Source organism: Massilia sp. R2A-15 (assembly GCF_030704305.1).
Taxonomy (GTDB): domain Bacteria; phylum Pseudomonadota; class Gammaproteobacteria; order Burkholderiales; family Burkholderiaceae_D; genus JAFCUW01.
The window spans coordinates 3982668-4000148 of record NZ_CP131935.1; the positions used below are offsets into that span (position 1 = coordinate 3982668).

Annotated in this window: 21 protein-coding genes; 5 read left to right on the plus strand and 16 right to left on the minus strand. The window is 64.5% G+C overall.

Going from position 1 to position 17481, the window contains the following annotated elements; all coding sequences use genetic code 11:
- Nucleotides 1-131: 131 nt before the first annotated feature.
- The 8 genes from Q4S45_RS18335 to leuS all read right to left on the minus strand — a co-directional run bounded on the left by Q4S45_RS18335 (nt 132) and on the right by leuS (nt 9234).
- Nucleotides 132-1415 carry a multidrug effflux MFS transporter gene (locus tag Q4S45_RS18335; protein WP_305506762.1) on the minus strand — a complete coding sequence of 428 codons (1284 nt, stop codon included), beginning with the start codon at nt 1413-1415 and terminating at the stop codon, nt 132-134.
- 3 nt (nt 1416-1418) lie between these two features.
- Nucleotides 1419-2588, minus strand: coding sequence for a class I SAM-dependent RNA methyltransferase (locus Q4S45_RS18340; protein WP_305512151.1), 1170 nt, complete (start codon nt 2586-2588; stop codon nt 1419-1421).
- 133 nt (nt 2589-2721) lie between these two features.
- Entirely contained in the window at nt 2722-3327 is a 606-nt protein-coding gene (locus tag Q4S45_RS18345) for a 2-hydroxychromene-2-carboxylate isomerase (RefSeq protein ID WP_305506764.1), read from the minus strand.
- A gap of 10 nt (nt 3328-3337) precedes the next feature.
- The gene (locus Q4S45_RS18350; protein WP_305506765.1) at nt 3338-3748 is read right to left on the minus strand and encodes a CopD family protein; all 411 of its coding nucleotides are present in this window, start codon (nt 3746-3748) and stop codon (nt 3338-3340) included.
- 16 nt (nt 3749-3764) lie between these two features.
- The gene (locus tag Q4S45_RS18355; RefSeq protein WP_305506766.1) at nt 3765-5030 is read right to left on the minus strand and encodes a glutamate-5-semialdehyde dehydrogenase; all 1266 of its coding nucleotides are present in this window, start codon (nt 5028-5030) and stop codon (nt 3765-3767) included.
- A 34-nt stretch (nt 5031-5064) separates the two neighbouring features.
- Entirely contained in the window at nt 5065-6078 is a 1014-nt protein-coding gene (gene holA / locus Q4S45_RS18360; RefSeq protein WP_305506768.1) for a DNA polymerase III subunit delta, read from the minus strand.
- A 3-nt stretch (nt 6079-6081) separates the two neighbouring features.
- Entirely contained in the window at nt 6082-6597 is a 516-nt protein-coding gene (lptE, locus tag Q4S45_RS18365; protein ID WP_305506770.1) for an LPS assembly lipoprotein LptE, read from the minus strand.
- 3 nt (nt 6598-6600) lie between these two features.
- Nucleotides 6601-9234 (minus strand): leucine--tRNA ligase, encoded by a 2634-nt coding sequence (leuS, locus tag Q4S45_RS18370; protein WP_305506772.1) that lies wholly within the window; start codon nt 9232-9234, stop codon nt 6601-6603.
- 139 nt (nt 9235-9373) lie between these two features.
- Here leuS and Q4S45_RS18375 point away from each other — a divergent pair, with 139 nt between their 5' ends.
- Nucleotides 9374-9781: a hypothetical protein gene (locus tag Q4S45_RS18375; protein ID WP_305506774.1), complete on the plus strand. Its 408-nt coding sequence runs from the start codon at nt 9374-9376 to the stop codon at nt 9779-9781.
- A gap of 8 nt (nt 9782-9789) precedes the next feature.
- Here Q4S45_RS18375 and Q4S45_RS18380 read toward each other — a convergent pair whose 3' ends face one another.
- Genes Q4S45_RS18380 through Q4S45_RS18390 form a run of 3 tightly spaced genes read right to left on the minus strand, consistent with a single transcriptional unit; the run spans nt 9790 to nt 11520 of the window.
- Complete coding sequence (locus Q4S45_RS18380) at nt 9790-10116, minus strand: barstar family protein (protein ID WP_305506776.1); 327 nt, start codon at nt 10114-10116, stop codon at nt 9790-9792.
- A 15-nt stretch (nt 10117-10131) separates the two neighbouring features.
- On the minus strand, nt 10132-10941 hold the full coding sequence (gene dapB / locus Q4S45_RS18385) for a 4-hydroxy-tetrahydrodipicolinate reductase (RefSeq protein WP_305506778.1): 810 nt from the start codon (nt 10939-10941) through the stop codon (nt 10132-10134).
- Between the two features lie 3 nt (nt 10942-10944).
- Nucleotides 10945-11520, minus strand: a complete 576-nt coding sequence (locus Q4S45_RS18390; protein WP_374046055.1) for an outer membrane protein assembly factor BamE — start codon at nt 11518-11520, stop codon at nt 10945-10947.
- Nucleotides 11521-11619: 99 nt separating this feature from the next.
- Here Q4S45_RS18390 and fur point away from each other — a divergent pair, with 99 nt between their 5' ends.
- Nucleotides 11620-12048 (plus strand): ferric iron uptake transcriptional regulator, encoded by a 429-nt coding sequence (gene fur, locus Q4S45_RS18395; RefSeq protein ID WP_305506782.1) that lies wholly within the window; start codon nt 11620-11622, stop codon nt 12046-12048.
- A gap of 95 nt (nt 12049-12143) precedes the next feature.
- Here fur and hrcA read toward each other — a convergent pair whose 3' ends face one another.
- Together hrcA and Q4S45_RS18405 are read right to left on the minus strand one after the other, a co-directional pair.
- On the minus strand, nt 12144-13160 hold the full coding sequence (gene hrcA, locus Q4S45_RS18400) for a heat-inducible transcriptional repressor HrcA (RefSeq protein WP_305506784.1): 1017 nt from the start codon (nt 13158-13160) through the stop codon (nt 12144-12146).
- 79 nt (nt 13161-13239) lie between these two features.
- Nucleotides 13240-13956 (minus strand): HAD family hydrolase, encoded by a 717-nt coding sequence (locus tag Q4S45_RS18405; RefSeq protein WP_305506786.1) that lies wholly within the window; start codon nt 13954-13956, stop codon nt 13240-13242.
- Between the two features lie 195 nt (nt 13957-14151).
- Here Q4S45_RS18405 and Q4S45_RS18410 point away from each other — a divergent pair, with 195 nt between their 5' ends.
- Together Q4S45_RS18410 and Q4S45_RS18415 are read left to right on the plus strand one after the other, a co-directional pair.
- Nucleotides 14152-14736, plus strand: coding sequence for a hypothetical protein (locus tag Q4S45_RS18410; protein ID WP_305506788.1), 585 nt, complete (start codon nt 14152-14154; stop codon nt 14734-14736).
- Nucleotides 14737-14759: 23 nt separating this feature from the next.
- Entirely contained in the window at nt 14760-15410 is a 651-nt protein-coding gene (locus tag Q4S45_RS18415; protein ID WP_305506790.1) for a hypothetical protein, read from the plus strand.
- A 161-nt stretch (nt 15411-15571) separates the two neighbouring features.
- Here the strand turns inward: Q4S45_RS18415 and Q4S45_RS18420 are convergent, their stop codons facing one another.
- Both Q4S45_RS18420 and Q4S45_RS18425 read right to left on the minus strand, forming a co-directional pair.
- Nucleotides 15572-15883, minus strand: a complete 312-nt coding sequence (locus Q4S45_RS18420; protein WP_305506792.1) for a type II toxin-antitoxin system RelE/ParE family toxin — start codon at nt 15881-15883, stop codon at nt 15572-15574.
- An 8-nt stretch (nt 15884-15891) separates the two neighbouring features.
- Nucleotides 15892-16143 carry a type II toxin-antitoxin system Phd/YefM family antitoxin gene (locus Q4S45_RS18425; protein WP_305506794.1) on the minus strand — a complete coding sequence of 84 codons (252 nt, stop codon included), beginning with the start codon at nt 16141-16143 and terminating at the stop codon, nt 15892-15894.
- Nucleotides 16144-16458: 315 nt separating this feature from the next.
- Here Q4S45_RS18425 and Q4S45_RS18430 point away from each other — a divergent pair, with 315 nt between their 5' ends.
- Nucleotides 16459-16707: a hypothetical protein gene (locus Q4S45_RS18430; protein WP_305506796.1), complete on the plus strand. Its 249-nt coding sequence runs from the start codon at nt 16459-16461 to the stop codon at nt 16705-16707.
- Here Q4S45_RS18430 and rsmA read toward each other — a convergent pair.
- A complete protein-coding gene (gene rsmA / locus Q4S45_RS18435; RefSeq protein WP_305506798.1) occupies nt 16691-17470 on the minus strand; it encodes a 16S rRNA (adenine(1518)-N(6)/adenine(1519)-N(6))-dimethyltransferase RsmA in 780 nt (259 codons plus the stop codon). The two genes, Q4S45_RS18430 and rsmA, sit on opposite strands and share 17 nt — an antisense overlap.
- Nucleotides 17471-17481: the final 11 nt, after the last annotated feature.

A 17481-nucleotide genomic window follows, 5' to 3' on the forward strand; every position in this document is an offset into this window, starting at 1 on the left:
ATCGAACAAGGCAATGTTTCGGGCCCTATTCGGGTATTTAATACAACGATCTTAACATATATACACGAAAATTCCATTTGGGAATTTTAAATTCCAAAAAAATTTTCCTGTTTGCCACACTTGTCGGATATTTACTTGGCAACTTGGGCGGAGATCATGCGCCGGTATTGGCGCGACGTCAACCATAACCCCAGCGCGGCAAGGCCAAAGCCCAGCTGTCCCAGCGCCAGCCACAGCACCGAATGCGACAGGAAGGGCGCGATCACGCCGGCCACCAGCGCGCCCGCCAGGGTCACGGCGAACGACTGGCATGAGGCGACGGTGCCGCGGATGTGCGGGAACAGGTCGAGCGTGAGCAGGGTGGCGCCGGGCGCGACGATCGACATGCCGAAGGTGTAGAAGAACATCGGCAGCACCGACCACGGAATCGCCGGCGGGAAGAACAAGTGGTAGCCGACGTTGGCCGCGGCGGCGGCGATCAGGAAGCAGAAGCCGATGCCGATCTGGCGCGCGAAGGTCATGCGCCCCGCCACCCGGTTGGCCACCAGCGCGCCGAGGAAGATGCCGGACACGCTGGGCACGAACAGCCACGCGAACTGGTCGGGGCCGAGGTGCAGGTGTACAGGCAGCATCACGGGCGCCGCGGTGATGAACAGGAACAGGCCGCAGAAATTGAAGGCGACCACGCCGGACTTCATGTGGAACAGCGGCGAGCGGAAGATGGCGCTGTAGTTCTTCGCCACGTAGCCGGGATTGAAGGGCTGGCGCTGGCCAGGCGGCAGCGTTTCGGGCAGGTAGCGCCAGCAGACCGCGAACAGCAGCAGCGAATACACCAGCAGGAACAGGAAGATCACGCGCCAGTCGAGGTACTTGACGATCAGGCCGCCCAGCACCGGCGCGACCGCGGGCGCGATGGAAAAGATCATCGTCACCATCGACAGCAGGCGCGCGGCCGGCGCATCGGAATACAGGTCGCGGATTATCGCGCGTCCCACCACCACGCCGGCGCCCGCCGACACGCCCTGCATGATGCGGAACACCCACAGGTAGTGCACCGAATGCGAAGCGGCGCAGCCAAAGGTGCCGACCGCGAACACCAGCATCGCCACCAGGATCACGTTGCGGCGCCCGAAGGCGTCCGACAGCGCGCCGTGCCACAGCACCATCCCTGCAAACGCCAGCAGGTAGGCCGACAGCGTCTGCTGCATTTCGATCGCGTTGGCGTGCAGGTCGGCCTGAATGTCAGGGAAGGCCGGCAGGTAGGCGTCGATCGCGAACGGGCCGAGCATCGACAGCGCGGCCAGCAGCGCGGCGAGCGCGCCGGCGCCGAGCACCGGCCGCTTGTGGACCGGGGGCAGCGGCACCGGGACCACCGGGTCCTTCGGCAGATTGGACGGCGTCGAAGTCGGCAGCATCGGTCAGGCCTGCTTCGGCTTGGCTTCCTCGCGGCGGTTGTAGCCGGCCACCATGTCGAAGCGGAACAGGCGGCATTCCAGCGCGCCGTTGAAGAACGGCGTCTTGCGCGCTTCCTTCAGGCGCAGCAGCTTCGGCAGCGACAGGTCGGCGGTGAACAGGAACACGGTCCAGCCGGCGAAACGCTGCTTGAGCGTGGTGCCGAGCGCGGAGTAGAACGCCACCGACATCTCGTCGGCCGGCACGGTGCTGTCGCCGCGCACGCCGATCCGCTCGCCGTACGGCGGGTTGGTCAAGAGGATGCCCGGCTGCTCGGTCGGCGGCTTGACTTCCTGCGCCTCGATCTGCTTGAGCGGCACGTCGAACATGATGCCGGCCACCTTCAGGTTATGGCGCGTCATCGCCACCATGTCGCCGGAGATGTCGCTGCCGAAAATGGTCGGCGAGGACGGCAGCGGGTTCGGCTTGATGGCGTTTTTCAGCGCCTGCCATGGCTCGGGCACGAAGCTGTTGAATTTTTCGAAGGCGAAGCTGCGGCGCGCGCCGGGCGGAATGCCCTGCACCATCTGCGCCGCTTCGACGAGGATGGTGCCGGAGCCGCACATCGGATCGAACAGCACCGTGCCAGGCTTCCAGCCCGACACGCGCAGCATGCCGGCGGCGAGATTCTCGCGCAGCGGCGCGTCGCCCGTCTCTTCGCGCCAGCCGCGCTTGAACAGCGCTTCGCCGGAGGTGTCGAGGTAGATCGTGAAGTTGCGCTGGTCGAGGAAGCCGACGATGCGGATGTCCGGCTCCTGCGTGTTGACCGAGGGGCGCTTGTTGAACTGGTCGCGGAAGCGGTCGCACACGGCGTCCTTGATCTTCAGCGTGGTGAATTCGAGGCTCTTCAACGGTGACTTGATCGCGGTGACGTCGACACGAATCGTGTGGTCCACGCCGAACCAGTCTTCCCACGGCTGCTGCAGCGTGAGGTCGTAGATGTCGTTTTCGTTGTCGTAGCTGGAGTGCCCCATGCGCATCAGCACGCGCGAGGCGATGCGCGAGTGCAGGTTGATGCGGTAGGAGTCATGCAAGTGGCCCGAGCAATGCACGCCGCCCGGCACCTGGTTGTGCACCTTCATGGTGGTGCTTTGAAGGGCGATTTCGCCCAGTTCTTCGGCCAGCGCCGCTTCCATGCCGCGCGGGCAAGGACAGAAAAATGATGCCATAAGGTGTACCCTTTATCCGTTAAAAAAGTGAATGTGAAGGGACGGCGCCGCCGCCATCCCAAGGCGGGGTCAGGTCCGGCGGACCTGACCCCATGTTCCATCAAGGCTTCTGCAAAGCCCGTTCCACAAAATCGAGCCGGTCCTGGCCCCAGTAGCCTTCGCCATCGACCACGTACCACGGCGCGCCGAACACGTTGGCGGCCAGCGCGTCGTTGGTGTTGCTGTCGTACTCCGCTTGCACGCCGGCCGTCTGCGCGGACTTGACCAGCATGGCGCCGTCGAAGCCGCAGCTGTTGGCGATTTGCGCCAGCACGGCGTCGTCGGAGATGTTCTTGTCGTCAGCCCACTGCGCGCGCATCACGGCGCTCGCCAGGTCCAGCGCCGCGTCGCCGCCAAGCGCCGTGCGCGCGGCGATGATCAGCTTTGCGGACGGATCGGCCGGCACCGGGAAAAACGCCGGCTGCGCATTGAGCGGGATGTTCAGGTGCTGCGACCAGCGCGCCAGTTCAACCAGCCGGTAGGCCTGGCGCTGCGGCGCGCGCTTGGCGAGCGGCAGGCCGCCCGACGCGGCGAATACGCGGCCCACGTCGAAGGGCTTGACGTCGACGCGGGCGCCGGCGGCCCGCGCGATCGCGACGAAGCGCTCGTGCCCGAGGTAGGTCCACGGCGACTGGGGGGCCAGGAAGTACTGGATGGTCTTGCTCATCGCAGCTCCGTCAGAAAGGTTTGACGACAACGAGGATCGTGATGGCCAGCAGCAGCAGCACAGGCACTTCGTTGAACCAGCGGTACCAGGCGTGCGAGCGGCGGTTTTCGCCGTTTTCGAATTTTTTCAGCAGCGACCCACATGCATGATGGTAGCCGATTGCGAAGATCACGAGCGCGAGCTTGGCATGCAGCCAGCCGCCCTTGAAGCCGTAGCCGAGCCACATCCACACGCCCAGCACCAGGGCCGGGACCATCAGCATGGAAGTGAAGCGGTACAGCTTGCGCGCCATCAGCAGCAGGCGCGCGGTGGCGACCGTTTCAGTTTCCATGGCGAGGTTGACGAAGATGCGCGGCAGGTAGAACAGGCCGGCGAACCAGGAGGCGACGAAGACGATGTGAAAGGCTTTGATCCAGAGCATAGGGTTCCAGGTGGGGTCAACTGCGCACTTCGCCGTGTCCGAACACGACGTACTTCAACGAGGTCAGGCCTTCCAGTCCGACCGGGCCGCGGGCGTGCAGCTTGTCGTTGGAGATGCCGATTTCGGCGCCGAGGCCGTATTCGAAACCGTCGGCAAAACGCGTCGATGCGTTGACCATCACGGAAGCGGAATCGACTTCGCGCAGGAAGCGCAGCGCGTCGCTGTAGTCTTCGGTGACGATGGCGTCGGTGTGGTGCGACGAATATTCGTTGATATGTTCGATGGCCTCGTCGATGCCGCCAACCACCTTGATGGCGAGGATCGGTGCGACATATTCGGTGCGCCAGTCTTCCTCGGTGGCGGCGACCAGGTGCGGGTAGCCGGCCAGGATGGCCATCGATTCCGGATCGGCGCGCAGCTCGATTTCCTTTTCGGCGTACAGCGCGGCCAGCTGCGGCAGCACGGTGGCGGCGGTGGCGCGGTCGACCAGCAGCGTCTCCATCGTGTTGCAGGTGCCGTAGCGGTGGCACTTGGCGTTGAAGGCGATCGGCAGCGCCTTGGCCAAATCGGCCTTCGCGTCGATGTAGACGTGGCAAATGCCGTCCAGGTGCTTGATCATCGGGACGGTGGCTTCCTTCATCAGGCGCTCGATCAGGCCCTTGCCGCCGCGCGGCACGATGACGTCGACGTGCTGCGGCATGGTGATCAAGGCGCCGACGGCGGCGCGGTCGGTGGTGTCGACCACCTGCACGCCGTGCTGCGGCAGGCCGGCGCCGGCCAGGCCTTCGGCGACGATGGCGGCCAGCGCGCGGTTGCATTCGATCGCCTCGGAGCCGCCGCGCAGGATGGTGGCGTTGCCGCTCTTGATGCACAGGCCGGCCGCATCGACCGTCACGTTCGGGCGCGCTTCGTAGATGATGCCGATGACGCCCAGCGGCACGCGCATCTGGCCGACCTGGATGCCGCTCGGGCGGAACTTCATGTTGGAGATTTCGCCGATCGGGTCGGGCAGCGCGACCATCTGGCGCAGGCCTTCGACCATCGTGGCGATCGCCTTGTCGGACAGCTCCAGGCGGTCGACCATCGCCGGCGCCAGGCCGGCCGCGCGGGCGGCGTCGAGGTCGCGGCCGTTGGCGGCGCGCAGCTTGGCGCTGTCGCGCACAATCGCGTCGGCGATCAGCAGCAGCGCGCGGTTGCGGGTGGCGCTGTCGGCGCGGGCCATCGCGCGCGATGCGGCGCGCGCCTGGCGGCCAACCTGTTCCATGTACTGCGGGATGTTCATCTGTGTGCTCTTCTGGTTGATTCGAGCGGGCCTTCTAGCGCGCTACTTTCAAGGCCAGCTGCAGCATTGCGTCCCATGCGTCGCCGGCAAATGCCTTCGAACGCAAGCCCTTGATCATCTTGTCCACCTGCGCGGCGTCCTGCAGCGCCTGCTCCAGCACCGTCAGCGACACGCGCCGCAGCGCCGGCTCCATCATGCGTTCGCGCGGGCCCCAGATGCGGTATTCCTTCAGCAGCGCGCCGAGCGGACGGCCCTGCGCCATCGCCGCTTTCAATTTTAGCAGCGTACGGATTTCTTCGGCGACCGCCCACAGCACCAGCGGCAGCGCCTCGCCCTCGCCTTTCAGGCCTTCGAGCATGCGCACCAGGCGCGCCGGGTCGCCCGCCAGCATCGCCTCGGACAGCTTGAAGACGTCGTAGCGCGCCACGTTCAGCACCGCGTCGTGCACCTGCTCGAAGGTCAGCTTGCCCGCCTCGTGCAGCAGGCCGAGTTTCTGGATTTCCTGGTGCGCGGCCAGCAGGTTGCCTTCGACGCGCTCGGCGATGAAGTCGAGGCTCTGGCGGTCAGCCGACTGGCCCTGCGCGGCCAGGCGCGTGCCGATCCAGCCCGGCAGCGCGGGACGTTCGACGACCGGGATTTCGATATACACCGCGGCCTGCTGCAGGCTGGCGACCCAGGCCGCCTTGGCGGTCTGCCAGTCCAGTTTGGGCAGGGTGATCAGGGTCAGGTTGTCGGGGCTGAGGTCCTTGGCGTAGGCCTGCAGCGCGGCGCCGCCGTCCTTGCCGGGCTTTCCAGTCGGGATGCGCAGCTCGATCATCTTCTTGTCGCCGAACAGCGACATCTCCTGGTTCGCCGCCAGCAGTTCGCCCCACTTGAAATTGCGTTCGACGGTGAGCACGTCGCGCTCGGAATAGCCGTTCTTGCGCGCGGCCTGGCGAATCCGGTCGGCCGCCTCCAGCGCCAGCAAGTGCTCGTCGCTGCTGACCACATACAGCGGCGCGATCGACTTGGCGAGGTGGCCTTCGAGAGCGTCAATGCGCAGTTGCATCGTTTATACCCGCTTGATCGCCGCGAGCCGGCGCAGGATCTGCTGCACCAGATCGGACTGCATGTCGCGGTACAGCAGCGCTTCTTCCGATTCCTTGGCCAGCGTCTGGTTCTCGTTGAACGCAATGCTGCGCTTCAGCGAGATCTCGGTATTGGGCAGCAGCTCGGCATCCTTGGCGTCGCGCACGCGGAACACCAGCGTGTAGGTGAGCAGGTACTCGCGCACCCGGCCCTGGCTGTTGAGCGACAGGATGGTCTTGGCGCGCGTCTCGGTCACGACGTCGAGCTTCGCTTCCGCCTTGGCCGCATCGGTCACCACCACCACCGCGTCGGCGCCACGCAGGTTGCGGCGCAGCTCGATGCCGAGCGGCGAGGTGTCGGAAAAGCCCAGGTAGATGCTCTGAAACGGCATGTGATACTGGCCGTTCGCGCCGCGCAGCTGGAAGCCGCAGGCGGTCAAAGCCAGCGCCAGCATCAGGGTGGCGCCGGCGCGCAGCAGGGAAGATCGGCGGGTGTTCATCGATCAGACCACGATGTTGACCAGCTTGCCCGGCACGACGATCACCTTCTTCGGCGTCGACTCGATGTACTTCTGCGCCGCCTCGCAGGCCAGCGCGGCCGCTTCGATCGCGGCCTTGTCGGCGCCCTTGGCGACCATGATGGAGCCGCGCAGCTTGCCGTTCACCTGGATCATCATTTCGATCTCGGACTGCTCCAGCGCGGCCGGATCGACCTGCGGCCATTGCGCGTCGAGGATGTCGCCGGCGTAGCCCAGCTCCTGCCACAGCACGTGGGTGATGTGCGGCGCGACCGGGTTGAGCACGCGCAGGAAGATCGACAGGCCTTCAGCGATCACCGCGTCGGACGCGGCGCCGGCTTCCAGCTTGGCCGACTCCATCAGGTTGAGCATCTTCATGCAGGCCGACACCACGGTGTTGTACTGGATCCGCTTGAGGTCATAGTCGGCCTGCTGCAGGATCTTGTGGATCTCGCGGCGCAGCGTTTTCTGCGCGTCGTTCAGCGCGTCCTTCGACGGGTTGGCCAGTTCGGAGGCGATGCGCGACGACTGCGCGTACGCGTAGGCCCACACGCGGCGCAGGAAGCGGCTGGCGCCTTCGACGCCGCTGTCGGACCACTCGAGCGTCTGCTCAGGCGGCGAGGCGAACATGGTGAACAGGCGCGCGGTGTCGGCGCCGTACTGGCTGATCTGCGCGGCCGGATCGATGCCGTTGTTCTTCGACTTCGACATCTTCTCGGTGCCGCCGATTTCAACCTTCTGGCCGTCGGACTTGAGCAGCGCGCCTTGCGGACGGCCCTTGTCGTCGAGCGACAGGTCGATGTCGGCCGGGTTGAACCAGGTCTTCTTGCCCGCTTCGTCTTCGCGGTAGTAGGTCTCGTTCAGCACCATGCCCTGGGTGAGCAGGTTGACGAAGGGCTCGTCGAACTTGACCAGGCCCAGGTCGCGCATGATCTTGGTCCAGAAGCGCGCGTACAGCAGGTGCATGACGGCGTGCTCGATGCCGCCGATGTACTGGTCCATTGGCATCCAGTAGTCGTTGCGGGCGTCGACCATGGCGTCGTTCGAGCCTGGCGAGGTATAGCGCATGTAGTACCACGACGAATCGACGAAGGTGTCCATCGTGTCGGTCTCGCGGCGCGCCGGCTTGCCGCACTGCGGGCAGTCGCACTTAAGGAAGGCTTCGTGCTTGTTGAGCGGATTGCCGCTGCCGTCCGGGACGCAGTCCTCGGGCAGCACCACCGGCAGGTCCTTCTCGGGCACCGGCACGGTGCCGCAGTCGGCGCAGTGGATCATCGGGATCGGCGTGCCCCAGTAGCGCTGGCGCGAGATGCCCCAGTCGCGCAGGCGGAAGGTGATCTTCTTCTCGCCCAGGCCCATGCCGGACAGGTCGCCGGCGATCGCGTTGACGGCGGCGTTGTAATCGAGGCCATCGTATTTGCCCGAGTTGACCAGCGTGCCGCGCTCCTTGTCGCCGTACCATTCCTTCCAGCCGTCCAGCGAGAACTCCTCGCCTTCGACGGCGACCACCTGCTTGACCGGCAGCTGGTACTTGGCGGCGAAGGCGAAGTCGCGCTCGTCGTGCGCCGGCACGCCCATCACGGCGCCGTCGCCGTAGGTGATCAGGACGTAGTTGCCGACCCAGACTTCGACCTTCTCGCCGGTCAGCGGATGGTCGACGAACAGGCCGGTCGGCATGCCCTTCTTCTCCATCGTTGCCATGTCGGCTTCGATCACGGAGCCCAGCTTGCACTCGGCGATGAAGGCGGCCAGTTCCGGGTTGTTCTTTGCGGCGTGCGCGGCCAGCGCGTGTTCCGGCGCCACGGCGCAGAAGGTCACGCCCATGATGGTGTCGGCGCGGGTGGTGAACACGTACAGTTTGCCGCCATTGATCAGCTCACCGTCGCTGTCCTTGATGTGGTGCGGGAAGGCGAAGCGCACGCCGACCGATTTGCCGATCCAGTTGGCCTGCATCACGCGCACGCGCTCCGGCCAGCCGGGCAGCTTGCTGTCGACGAAATCGAGCAGTTCGTCGGCGTAGTCGGTGATGCGCGCGTAGTACATCGGGATCTCGCGCTTTTCGATCAGCGCGCCGGAACGCCAGCCGCGGCCGTCGACGACCTGCTCGTTGGCCAGCACGGTCTGGTCGATCGGATCCCAGTTCACGGTGCCGGTTTTCTTGTAGATGATGCCCTTTTCGAGCATCTTGAGGAACATCCACTGGTTCCACTTGTAGTATTCGGGCTTGCACGCGGTCATCTCGCGCGACCAGTCGATCGCCAGTCCCATCGACTCCATCTGCTCGCGCATGTGGGCGATGTTGGCGTAGGTCCACTGCGCCGGCGGCACGTTGTTGGCCATCGCGGCGTTCTCGGCCGGCATGCCGAACGCGTCCCAGCCCATCGGCATGAGCACGTTGTAGCCGTTCATGCGCAGGTAGCGGTACATCACGTCGTTGATCGTATAGTTGCGCACGTGTCCCATGTGCAGCTTGCCCGATGGGTAAGGCAGCATCGAGCAAGCGTAGTACTTGCCCTTCGGGAAACGCGGGTCGTTCTCGACCGCCTTGTAGGCATCGATCGCCTTCCAGTGCGATTGGGCGGCTTGTTCGACGTCGGCGGGACTATATTTATCTTGCATGATGTTCTGCGGGCCAGGAAAGTTGGTTTGAACCGAACATTATACTGGTACAGATTGCTTCGGGGCGGCGCCCGGGCTGGCGGGGGTGGAATCGGTCCCTCAGCGCTGAACCATTGGAGGGCGATATGGTCTTATCCGCATGAACGGACAATTCAACGCGATCGATTATGCGCAGCAGCTGGAGGCTGCCGGGGTGCCGCAGGCGCAGGCGGAGGTGCATGCCAAAATGCTGGCGCTGGCGTTGGTGAGTTGCTCGGCATCGCGGGCGGACCTGGCGGCGCTTGGGGAGAAATTGAACTGCCGTATCGATTCAGTAAAGCAGGAGTTGACGAATCATATCGACTCAGTAAAGCAGGAATTGACGAACCATATCGACTTGGTAGAACAAAAGCTAAGCAATCGCATTGAGTCTGTGCGGATGGAGCTATCGGCCCGGATCGACTCCTTAGAACAGGAAATCCGACACCTCAGGAAACAGCTCTATTGGATGTTTGGCATTCATACTGCGCTAATTATCGCAGTGTTGGTGAAGCAATTTTTCCCTTGAAGCCAGCGTCAGCGCAGCACCAGCTTCAGCGCCGGCTTCTCGCCGTAGTCTTCATAGCGCTCGTTGATGCCGGCGACGCAGTAGGTCATCTCGTCGAGCAGGTCGGGCGCCTTCTCGCGCATGACGGCGGCGTCCTTGACGACGATTTCCAGCACCTCGTTCGGCTTGAGGCGGAACTTGCTCATGGCGTCTTCGTCGCGCAGGTAGCTCAGGCAATCGACCCAGGCGTCCATCGTGTTGCCGTAGGTGTCGGGAAAGCCGAACGCGGCCTTCGACGCGGCGTGGAAGCTTTCCGCGCCGTCGATTGCCGCGCCGTTCAGTTCTGCGATTGCCATAGCCCTGCTCCTTGATCAGCGCCCCAGCGCCAGCACGTCCTGCATGTCGTACAGGCCGGTCGTCTTGTCGGCCAAAAAGCGCGCCGCGCGCAGGGCGCCGTGGGCGTAGGTGACGCGGCTGCTCGATTTGTGGCTGATCTCGATGCGCTCGCCGTCGCCGGCAAACAGCACCGTGTGGTCGCCCACGATGTCGCCGCCGCGGATGGTGGCAAAGCCGATGGTGGACGGATCGCGCTCCCCGGTGACGCCTTCGCGGCCGTAGACGGCGCACTGCTTCAGGTCGCGGCCCAGCGCATCGGCGATCACTTCGCCCATCTTCAGCGCGGTGCCGGACGGCGCATCGACCTTGTGGCGATGGTGCGCTTCGATGATCTCGATGTCGTAGCCTTCGGCGAAGCTCTTGGCCGCCATCTCCAGCAGCTTGAGCGTGACGTTGACGCCCACGCTCATGTTGGGCGCGAACACGATCGCGGTCTTTTCGGCGGCGGCGCGAATGGCGGCCTTGCCGGCGTCGTCGAAGCCGGTGGTGCCGATGACCATCGCGATGCCATGCTCGGCGCAGTAAGCCAAGTGCTGCAGCGTGCCTTCGGGACGGGTGAAGTCGATCAGCACGCGCGCGCCGGTCAGGCCGCTCGCCAGGTCGGACTCGATCGCCACCCCGGCCGGCTGGCCGAGGAAGGCGGCGGCGTCATTGCCCAGCGCAGGCGAACCGGCGACGTCGAGCGCGCCGGCCAGGACGGCGTCAGGCGCCTTGGCGATCGCCTCGATCAGCATCTTGCCCATGCGCCCGCTGGCGCCGGCTACCGCAATTTTCATTGGAGTCATGGCTTATTTCTTGATACTGATGCTGGCCGATCCCGCCTCTTCCTTTTTCGGCGCTTCCTTGGCGGCGACCTTCGCCGGGCCGGCGATGCGGGCGATGTACTCGCGCTCGGTCGGCAGGTTGCCGCCGTCGAATTTCTCGACCTTGTCGTCCTTGAAGTAGACGGTCACGCGCGCCTTGGTCAGCTCGCCGTTGCCGCGCGCCAGGTAGAACGGGTAGTCCCAGCGGTCGCCGTGGAACACGTCGGTCAGCAGCGGCGTGCCGAGCAGGAACTTGACCTGTTCACGGGTCTGGCCGACCTTCAGCTGGGCCAGCATTTCCTGGGACACGAAGTTGCCTTGCTGGATGTCCGGACGGTAGGGCGAAAACACCCAGAAGAATTTTTGCAGCTTGGTCGCGGTGGTCGTCTGCGCACCGGCATTGGCGACGGCGGCGGACTTGCTGGCGTCGGCGGCGACCGCTTCCGGCGCGATCGAGACCGGCGCGGCAGGCTGAGTTTGGCGCGAAGCGCAGCCGGCCAGGGTCAGCAGCGCGCATGCGGCGGCCGCCGCGAGCGAGGCGCGGGTGTTAAAACGGTGCAAAACAACATTCTTGACGCGCATAGGTGACCTCAAAACGTTTGAGCGCTAGCTCCAAAACGCTATATCATAAAGCACTCTGCCAATATCCGAGCAACAAACATGAGCAACAACCCCTCCGACCTGAAGGCCAGCGGCCTGAAAGCGACCCTGCCCCGCCTGAAAATCCTCGAAATTTTTCAGAACAGCGACGTGCGCCACCTGACCGCGGAAGACGTGTACAAGCAGCTGCTGACCGAGAACCTCGACGTCGGCCTGGCCACCGTGTACCGCGTGCTGACCCAGTTCGAACAGGCCGGCCTGCTCAACCGTAACCACTTCGAGACGGGCAAGGCGATCTTCGAGCTGAACGCCGGTTCGCACCACGACCACCTGGTATGCCTGGATTGCGGCCGCGTGGAAGAGTTCTTCGACGAAGAGATCGAGTCGCGCCAGAACAGGATCGCCGCCGAGCGCGGTTTCAGCATCGCCGAGCACGCGCTGGCCATTTACGGCAATTGCGTCAAGCCGGCCTGTCCGCACCGCCACTAATTCACGCCTGTCGCCCCTGCGGAGGCAGGGGCCCATGCTGAATGAGCGACTCACGCGGCGTATGGGTTCCTGCCTACGCAGGAACGACAAGCTTTCTAGCCGTGGCTCAAGGCATTCGACAGCAGCTTGGCCGTGATGTCGACAATCGGGATCACCCGCTCGTAGGCCATGCGGGTCGGGCCGATCACCCCGAGGGTGCCGACGATGGTGCCGTTGACCTCGTACGGCGCCGTCACCACGCTCATCTCGTCCATCGGCACCAGCTTCGATTCGCCGCCGATGAAAATCTGCACGCCCGTCGCTTTACTTGACACGTCAAGTAATTGCATCAGGCCGGTCTTCTGCTCGAACATGTCGAACATCTGGCGCAGCGACGTCATGTTCGACGACAGGTCCGACACCGACAGCAGGTTGCGCTCGCCGGAGATGACCATGTCGTCGGACTGGTCGGCCATCGCCTCGCTGCCCGCCTCGACCGCCGCCTGCATCAGCCGGCTCATGTCGTCGCGCAGCTGGCGCAGTTCGCCCGTGACGCGCGCGCGCACCTGGTCGAACGACAGGCCGCCGTAGTTCTGGTTGATGTAGTTGGCCGACTGGATCAGCTGGGCCGGCGTGTAGTCCACGTCGGTCAGAAGCAGGCGGTTCTGGACGTCGCCGCGCGGATCGACGATCACCAGCAGGATGCGCTTTTCCGACAGGCGCAGAAATTCGATCTGCTGGAACACCGACTCGCGCCGCGGGCTCATGACGACGCCGGCGAACTGCGACAGTGACGACAGCATCTGCGCCGCGTTCGAGATGATTTTCTGCGGCTGCGGCGCCTGCAGGCGCATGCGCGACTCGACCGCGTGCTCGTCGATCTGCTGCACCGTCAGCAGGGTGTCGACAAACATGCGGTAGCCGCGCGGGGTCGGGATGCGGCCGGCCGAGGTGTGCGGGCTGGCCACGTAGCCCATCTCCTCGAGATCGGCCATGATGTTGCGGATGGTCGCTGGCGACAGGTCGAGGCCGGAGATTTTCGAAAGCGCGCGCGAGCCTACCGGCTGGCCGTCGGCGATGTAGCGCTCGACCAGGGCCTTGAGGAGGGTTTGTGCGCGGGTATCGAGTTGCATGGTGATGGCATTCTGGGTCAGCTGACACCCTCATTATGCACGTTCGCCGCGCCGCTGTGCAGTGCGGCGCCGCAATGGATCAGTCATGATGGCGCTCCAGCCAGTCGATCAGCTCGTCGAAATCGGCGCAGATCGCGTCCGGCTCGACCCCGTGCTCGAGATGGCGGGTGCTGCCGGTGCGGTTGAGCCACACCGCGCGCAGGCCGGCCTGCTGGGCGCCGCGCACGTCGAGCAGCACGTCGTCGCCCACGTACACGGCCTCGTGCGGCGCCACGCCCAGTTCGCCGCAGGCGGCCAGGAAAATCGCCGGCCCGGGCTTGGCGCTGCCGAACTCATGCGCCGCGACCGACACCTTGAAGTGGTGCGCGATGCCGATCGCGCGCAGGTCGGCGTTGCCGTTCGACACCGAGCCGACCAGCACGCGGCGCCCCAGCCGCTCGAGCCCGTGCAGCACGTCGGCGTAGGGCGTCACGGTATTGCGGGCGGCAAAGAAATGCTCCATCGCCAGGTCGACCTTGGCGCTGTCCTCGCCCGCCTCGGCGAAGGCCAGCAGCAGGCCGGCGCGGCGCAGCGCGCCCAGGTCGAGGTGGTAGCCCGGCTCGCGCTCGAGCAGGGCCAGGCGCGCCGCGCGCAGGCTGTCGATGGTGTGCGCGGCGGCCACCGGCGGGGCGTGGCGCTGCAGCCAGGCGTACAGGGACAGTTCGGCCTGGGCGATGACGGGCGCGATCGGCCACAGGGTGTCGTCGAGGTCGAACAGCACGGCTTTTGGCCAGGCGGGGCGGCGGGTGTCGGTCATGGAAGCGATGTTGGTAAGAGCGAGTCGAGCATAGCGAGGCCGGGCCGGAAAATCAAATCGCGCGCGTCCGTTACACGGTGATACATCAGTAATGGCGCCGCGACTTGCCAAATGCACTAAAATGACGACCAATTTGTCTGTCCCGCGGTACGGCGCGAGCCCTCCCCGCCTTACCCTGTCGTATTTGGAGAAACCATGAAAAGTATGATCCTGCGTTCGAGCGTCGCGCTCGCCTGCGCGCTGAGCCTCGCCGCATGCGGTGGCGGCAGCGGCAACCTGTTGCTCGGCGGCAGCATCATCGGCCTGCACAAAGATGGCCTGGTGTTGCAAAACAAGGGCGGCGACCCGCTGACCATTTCGTCTGGCCAGACTACGTTCACCTTTTCCAAGCTGCTGAGCAACGACGAGGACTACGAGGTCACCGTCAGGACCCAGCCAACGGGCGCCAAATGCGTGCCGGACCCGGCCACGAACAAGGGCCGCACCGGCGCGTTCAACGTCACTTCGGTGGTCGTGCACTGCCAGACCGACTACTACACCCTGGGCGGCCATGTCGACCATCTCGACGCCGAGGGCCTGGTGCTGGTCAACGGCGCGGACAGCCTGGCCGTGCCGGCCAACGCCACCAGTTTCACCTTCGGCACCGCCGTATTCAACGGCGATTCCTATGGCGTCACCGTGCTCAGGCAGCCGACCGGCCGCACCTGCGAGGTCACCAACGGCAGCGGCAAGATGGGCGACGCCAAGGTGGACAACGTGCAAGTCACCTGCCACCCCTGATCGCCCCCATTCTGGAGAACTCTATGACTTTCAAATTTACGCGCCCTGCGCTGGCGATCGCGCTGGCGCTGACCCTGGCCGCCTGCGGCGGCAAAGCCAGCTTTACGGTCGGCGGCACCATCGAAGGACTGCAATACGACGGATTGGTCCTGGCGACCAACGGGATGAGCCTGGCGGTGCCGCGCAATGCGACCACGTTCAGCTTCCCCAATACGCTTTCCTACGGCGAGGTGTACGAAGTCTCGGCCACGGCCCAGCCGGCCCATCAATCCTGCGTGGTCGGCGCGTTCGTGGATGCCGCCAACAAGGTTCACGGCGGCGCGAAAGATACCGCCGGCCGCCTGGCGGTGATCGATGTGGGTGTCCGCTGCGCGCTCACCACGCAAACGCTGACCGTCAAGATCACCGGCCTGACCTCGGACGGCCTGCAACTGACCAACGGCAACGATCAACTCACGATCACCCCGCTGGCCACCGGTGGTGACGTCTCCGCCACCTTTGCCGGCGGGGTCGCCTATGGTGTGACGTACGGCGTGACCGTGCTGACCCAGCCGACCAAGCAAGTTTGCACCGTGAGCGGCGGCGCCGGCAGCGGCGAAGGCACCAGCAACCCCAACGGCACCGGCACGATGGGCGACAAGCCGGTCAGCGACCTGCTCGTGACCTGCAAATAGAAGGGTTGAGAAAGATATTGCTTCCAGGCATATCTGGTATGCGAAAGAAAAATTGGAGATATATGCTGTAGCGCAGCATAATGCACCTGTCTCCTCCAACTCTCCTTAAAAAAGAATTGGATTTCAAGCCCGCTCAACAGCGGGCTTTTTTTTGTTCCAGCTTACTCATCGCCGGACTTCAGTCGGCTCAGTGCAGCTTGGTACACCACGCTGTCCTCACGCTTGTCCACCGCCATCACCATCACGACAAGGACATCGTCCTCCACGCCATACACCAGACGAAAGCCTTGCTTCCTGAGCTTTATCTTGTAAAAACCCGCGAGCTGACCATGAAGCGCCGAGCCCGGCACGTGAGGATTGTCCAGACGTTTCCTGAGAAGCTTGCGCAGCGGTTCTTTTACCGACCCGTCGAGCGCCTGCCATTCGGCCCATGCCGATGGCACGAATTTGAGCCGATACTTAGTGCCGGGCATCTGCGCTTTCAGATTGAGTCAATGTCAACCTCGATCGCATTTGCCCGCTCACCCATGCGAGACAGCACCTTGCTATGCAGGTCCCGGTCCGCCAATTCCGCCAGCATTGCCGCGAACATGGCCGGCTCGATCATGTAGAACGCCGCCTTGTTGTGATTCAGCACCGCGACAGGTCGGCTGCCCGCTTGCCGAAGCACGGCCGAGGGATTCCTTTTGAACTCGGACATGCTCACCGTGATATCAGAAAAGATCGTTTCCATTTCGGCTCCTAAATTAGCTCCAATTATAGCGCTATTTTGTTCCGAGCATCCGGTCAAGCGCCACATCAAGACATTACTTCCGACCATGCTTGCGAGTACGGGATTGACCGGCGCTGCGCGTCTGCGGCGGCGGGCTCGACGGCGGCGCAATGGCGCTGCCTGATCCGCAGCCGGCGGCGGCAAAGAAAAATTGGGGCAGGTCCGCAGGCGCCAGACCTCGGCGGATCGCAGGCTGCCGGCGCCGGCGCGCAGCCGGGCATCGTAATTCGTGCAAAACTGGCATCATGGGCGCAAGACCACCGCCAGGAGGGCAATGTGCCGACCGAACAACTGGGAGACTACGAAATCGATTATTCCGGGGTCAGGATGACCGACGTCGAAGGCTGGGCGGCCTACGTGACGATCTACGGCCCGTCGCCCAACCCGATGCATCGCAACAGCATCGTGCCGCCGCAGCGCGTGGCCGTCGAACACGTGTTCGACACCGAGGCCGAGGCCGAGGCGGAAGCGCGCAAGGCGGCGCTGGCGATGCTCGAGGAAAAGGCGCCTAAGCCGCCGGTTTGAGCAGGTTGGCCAGCGCGACGTACTGCGCCAGCCCCACCGCTTCCGGCCGCGCGGTCGGGTCGATGCCGGCTTCGACGATCTGCGCCTCGGTGAACATGCCGGCCAGGCAGTTGCGGATCACCTTGCGGCGCTGCGAGAACGCCTTCAGCACCACCGCCTCGAGCGTGGCGCCGTCGCAGGCGAGCTGCTCGCGCACCGGCATCATGCGCACGATCGCCGATTCCACCTGCGGCGGCGGATCGAAGGCGGTGGGCGGCACGATGAACAGCAGCGACATGTCGTAGCGCCACTGCAGCATCACCGAAAGCCGGCCGTAGGCCTTGCCGCCCGGTTCGGCCACCATGCGCTCGACCACTTCCTTTTGCAGCATGAAGTGCTGGTCTTCGATCAGGTGGGCGAATTCGGCCAGGTGGAACAGCAGCGGGCTGGAGATGTTGTACGGCAGGTTGCCGACCACGCGCAGCTTCTGCCCTTCCGGCACGGGAATGCTGCCGAAGTCGAACTTGAGGGCGTCGCCCGAATGGATCGTCAGCTTGTCGCGCGGGAAGGATTTTTCGAGGCGGGCCACCAGGTCGCGGTCCAGTTCGACGACATGCATGTGCGGCAGGCGCTTGAGGATCAGCGCCGTCATCGCGGCCAGCCCCGGGCCGATTTCGACCATCGCCTGGCCCGGTTCCGGGTCGATCGCGTCGATGATGTTATCGAGGACGAATTTGTCGGTCAGGAAGTTCTGGCCGAAGCGTTTGCGGGCGACGTGTTTCATGGGTGTTCTTT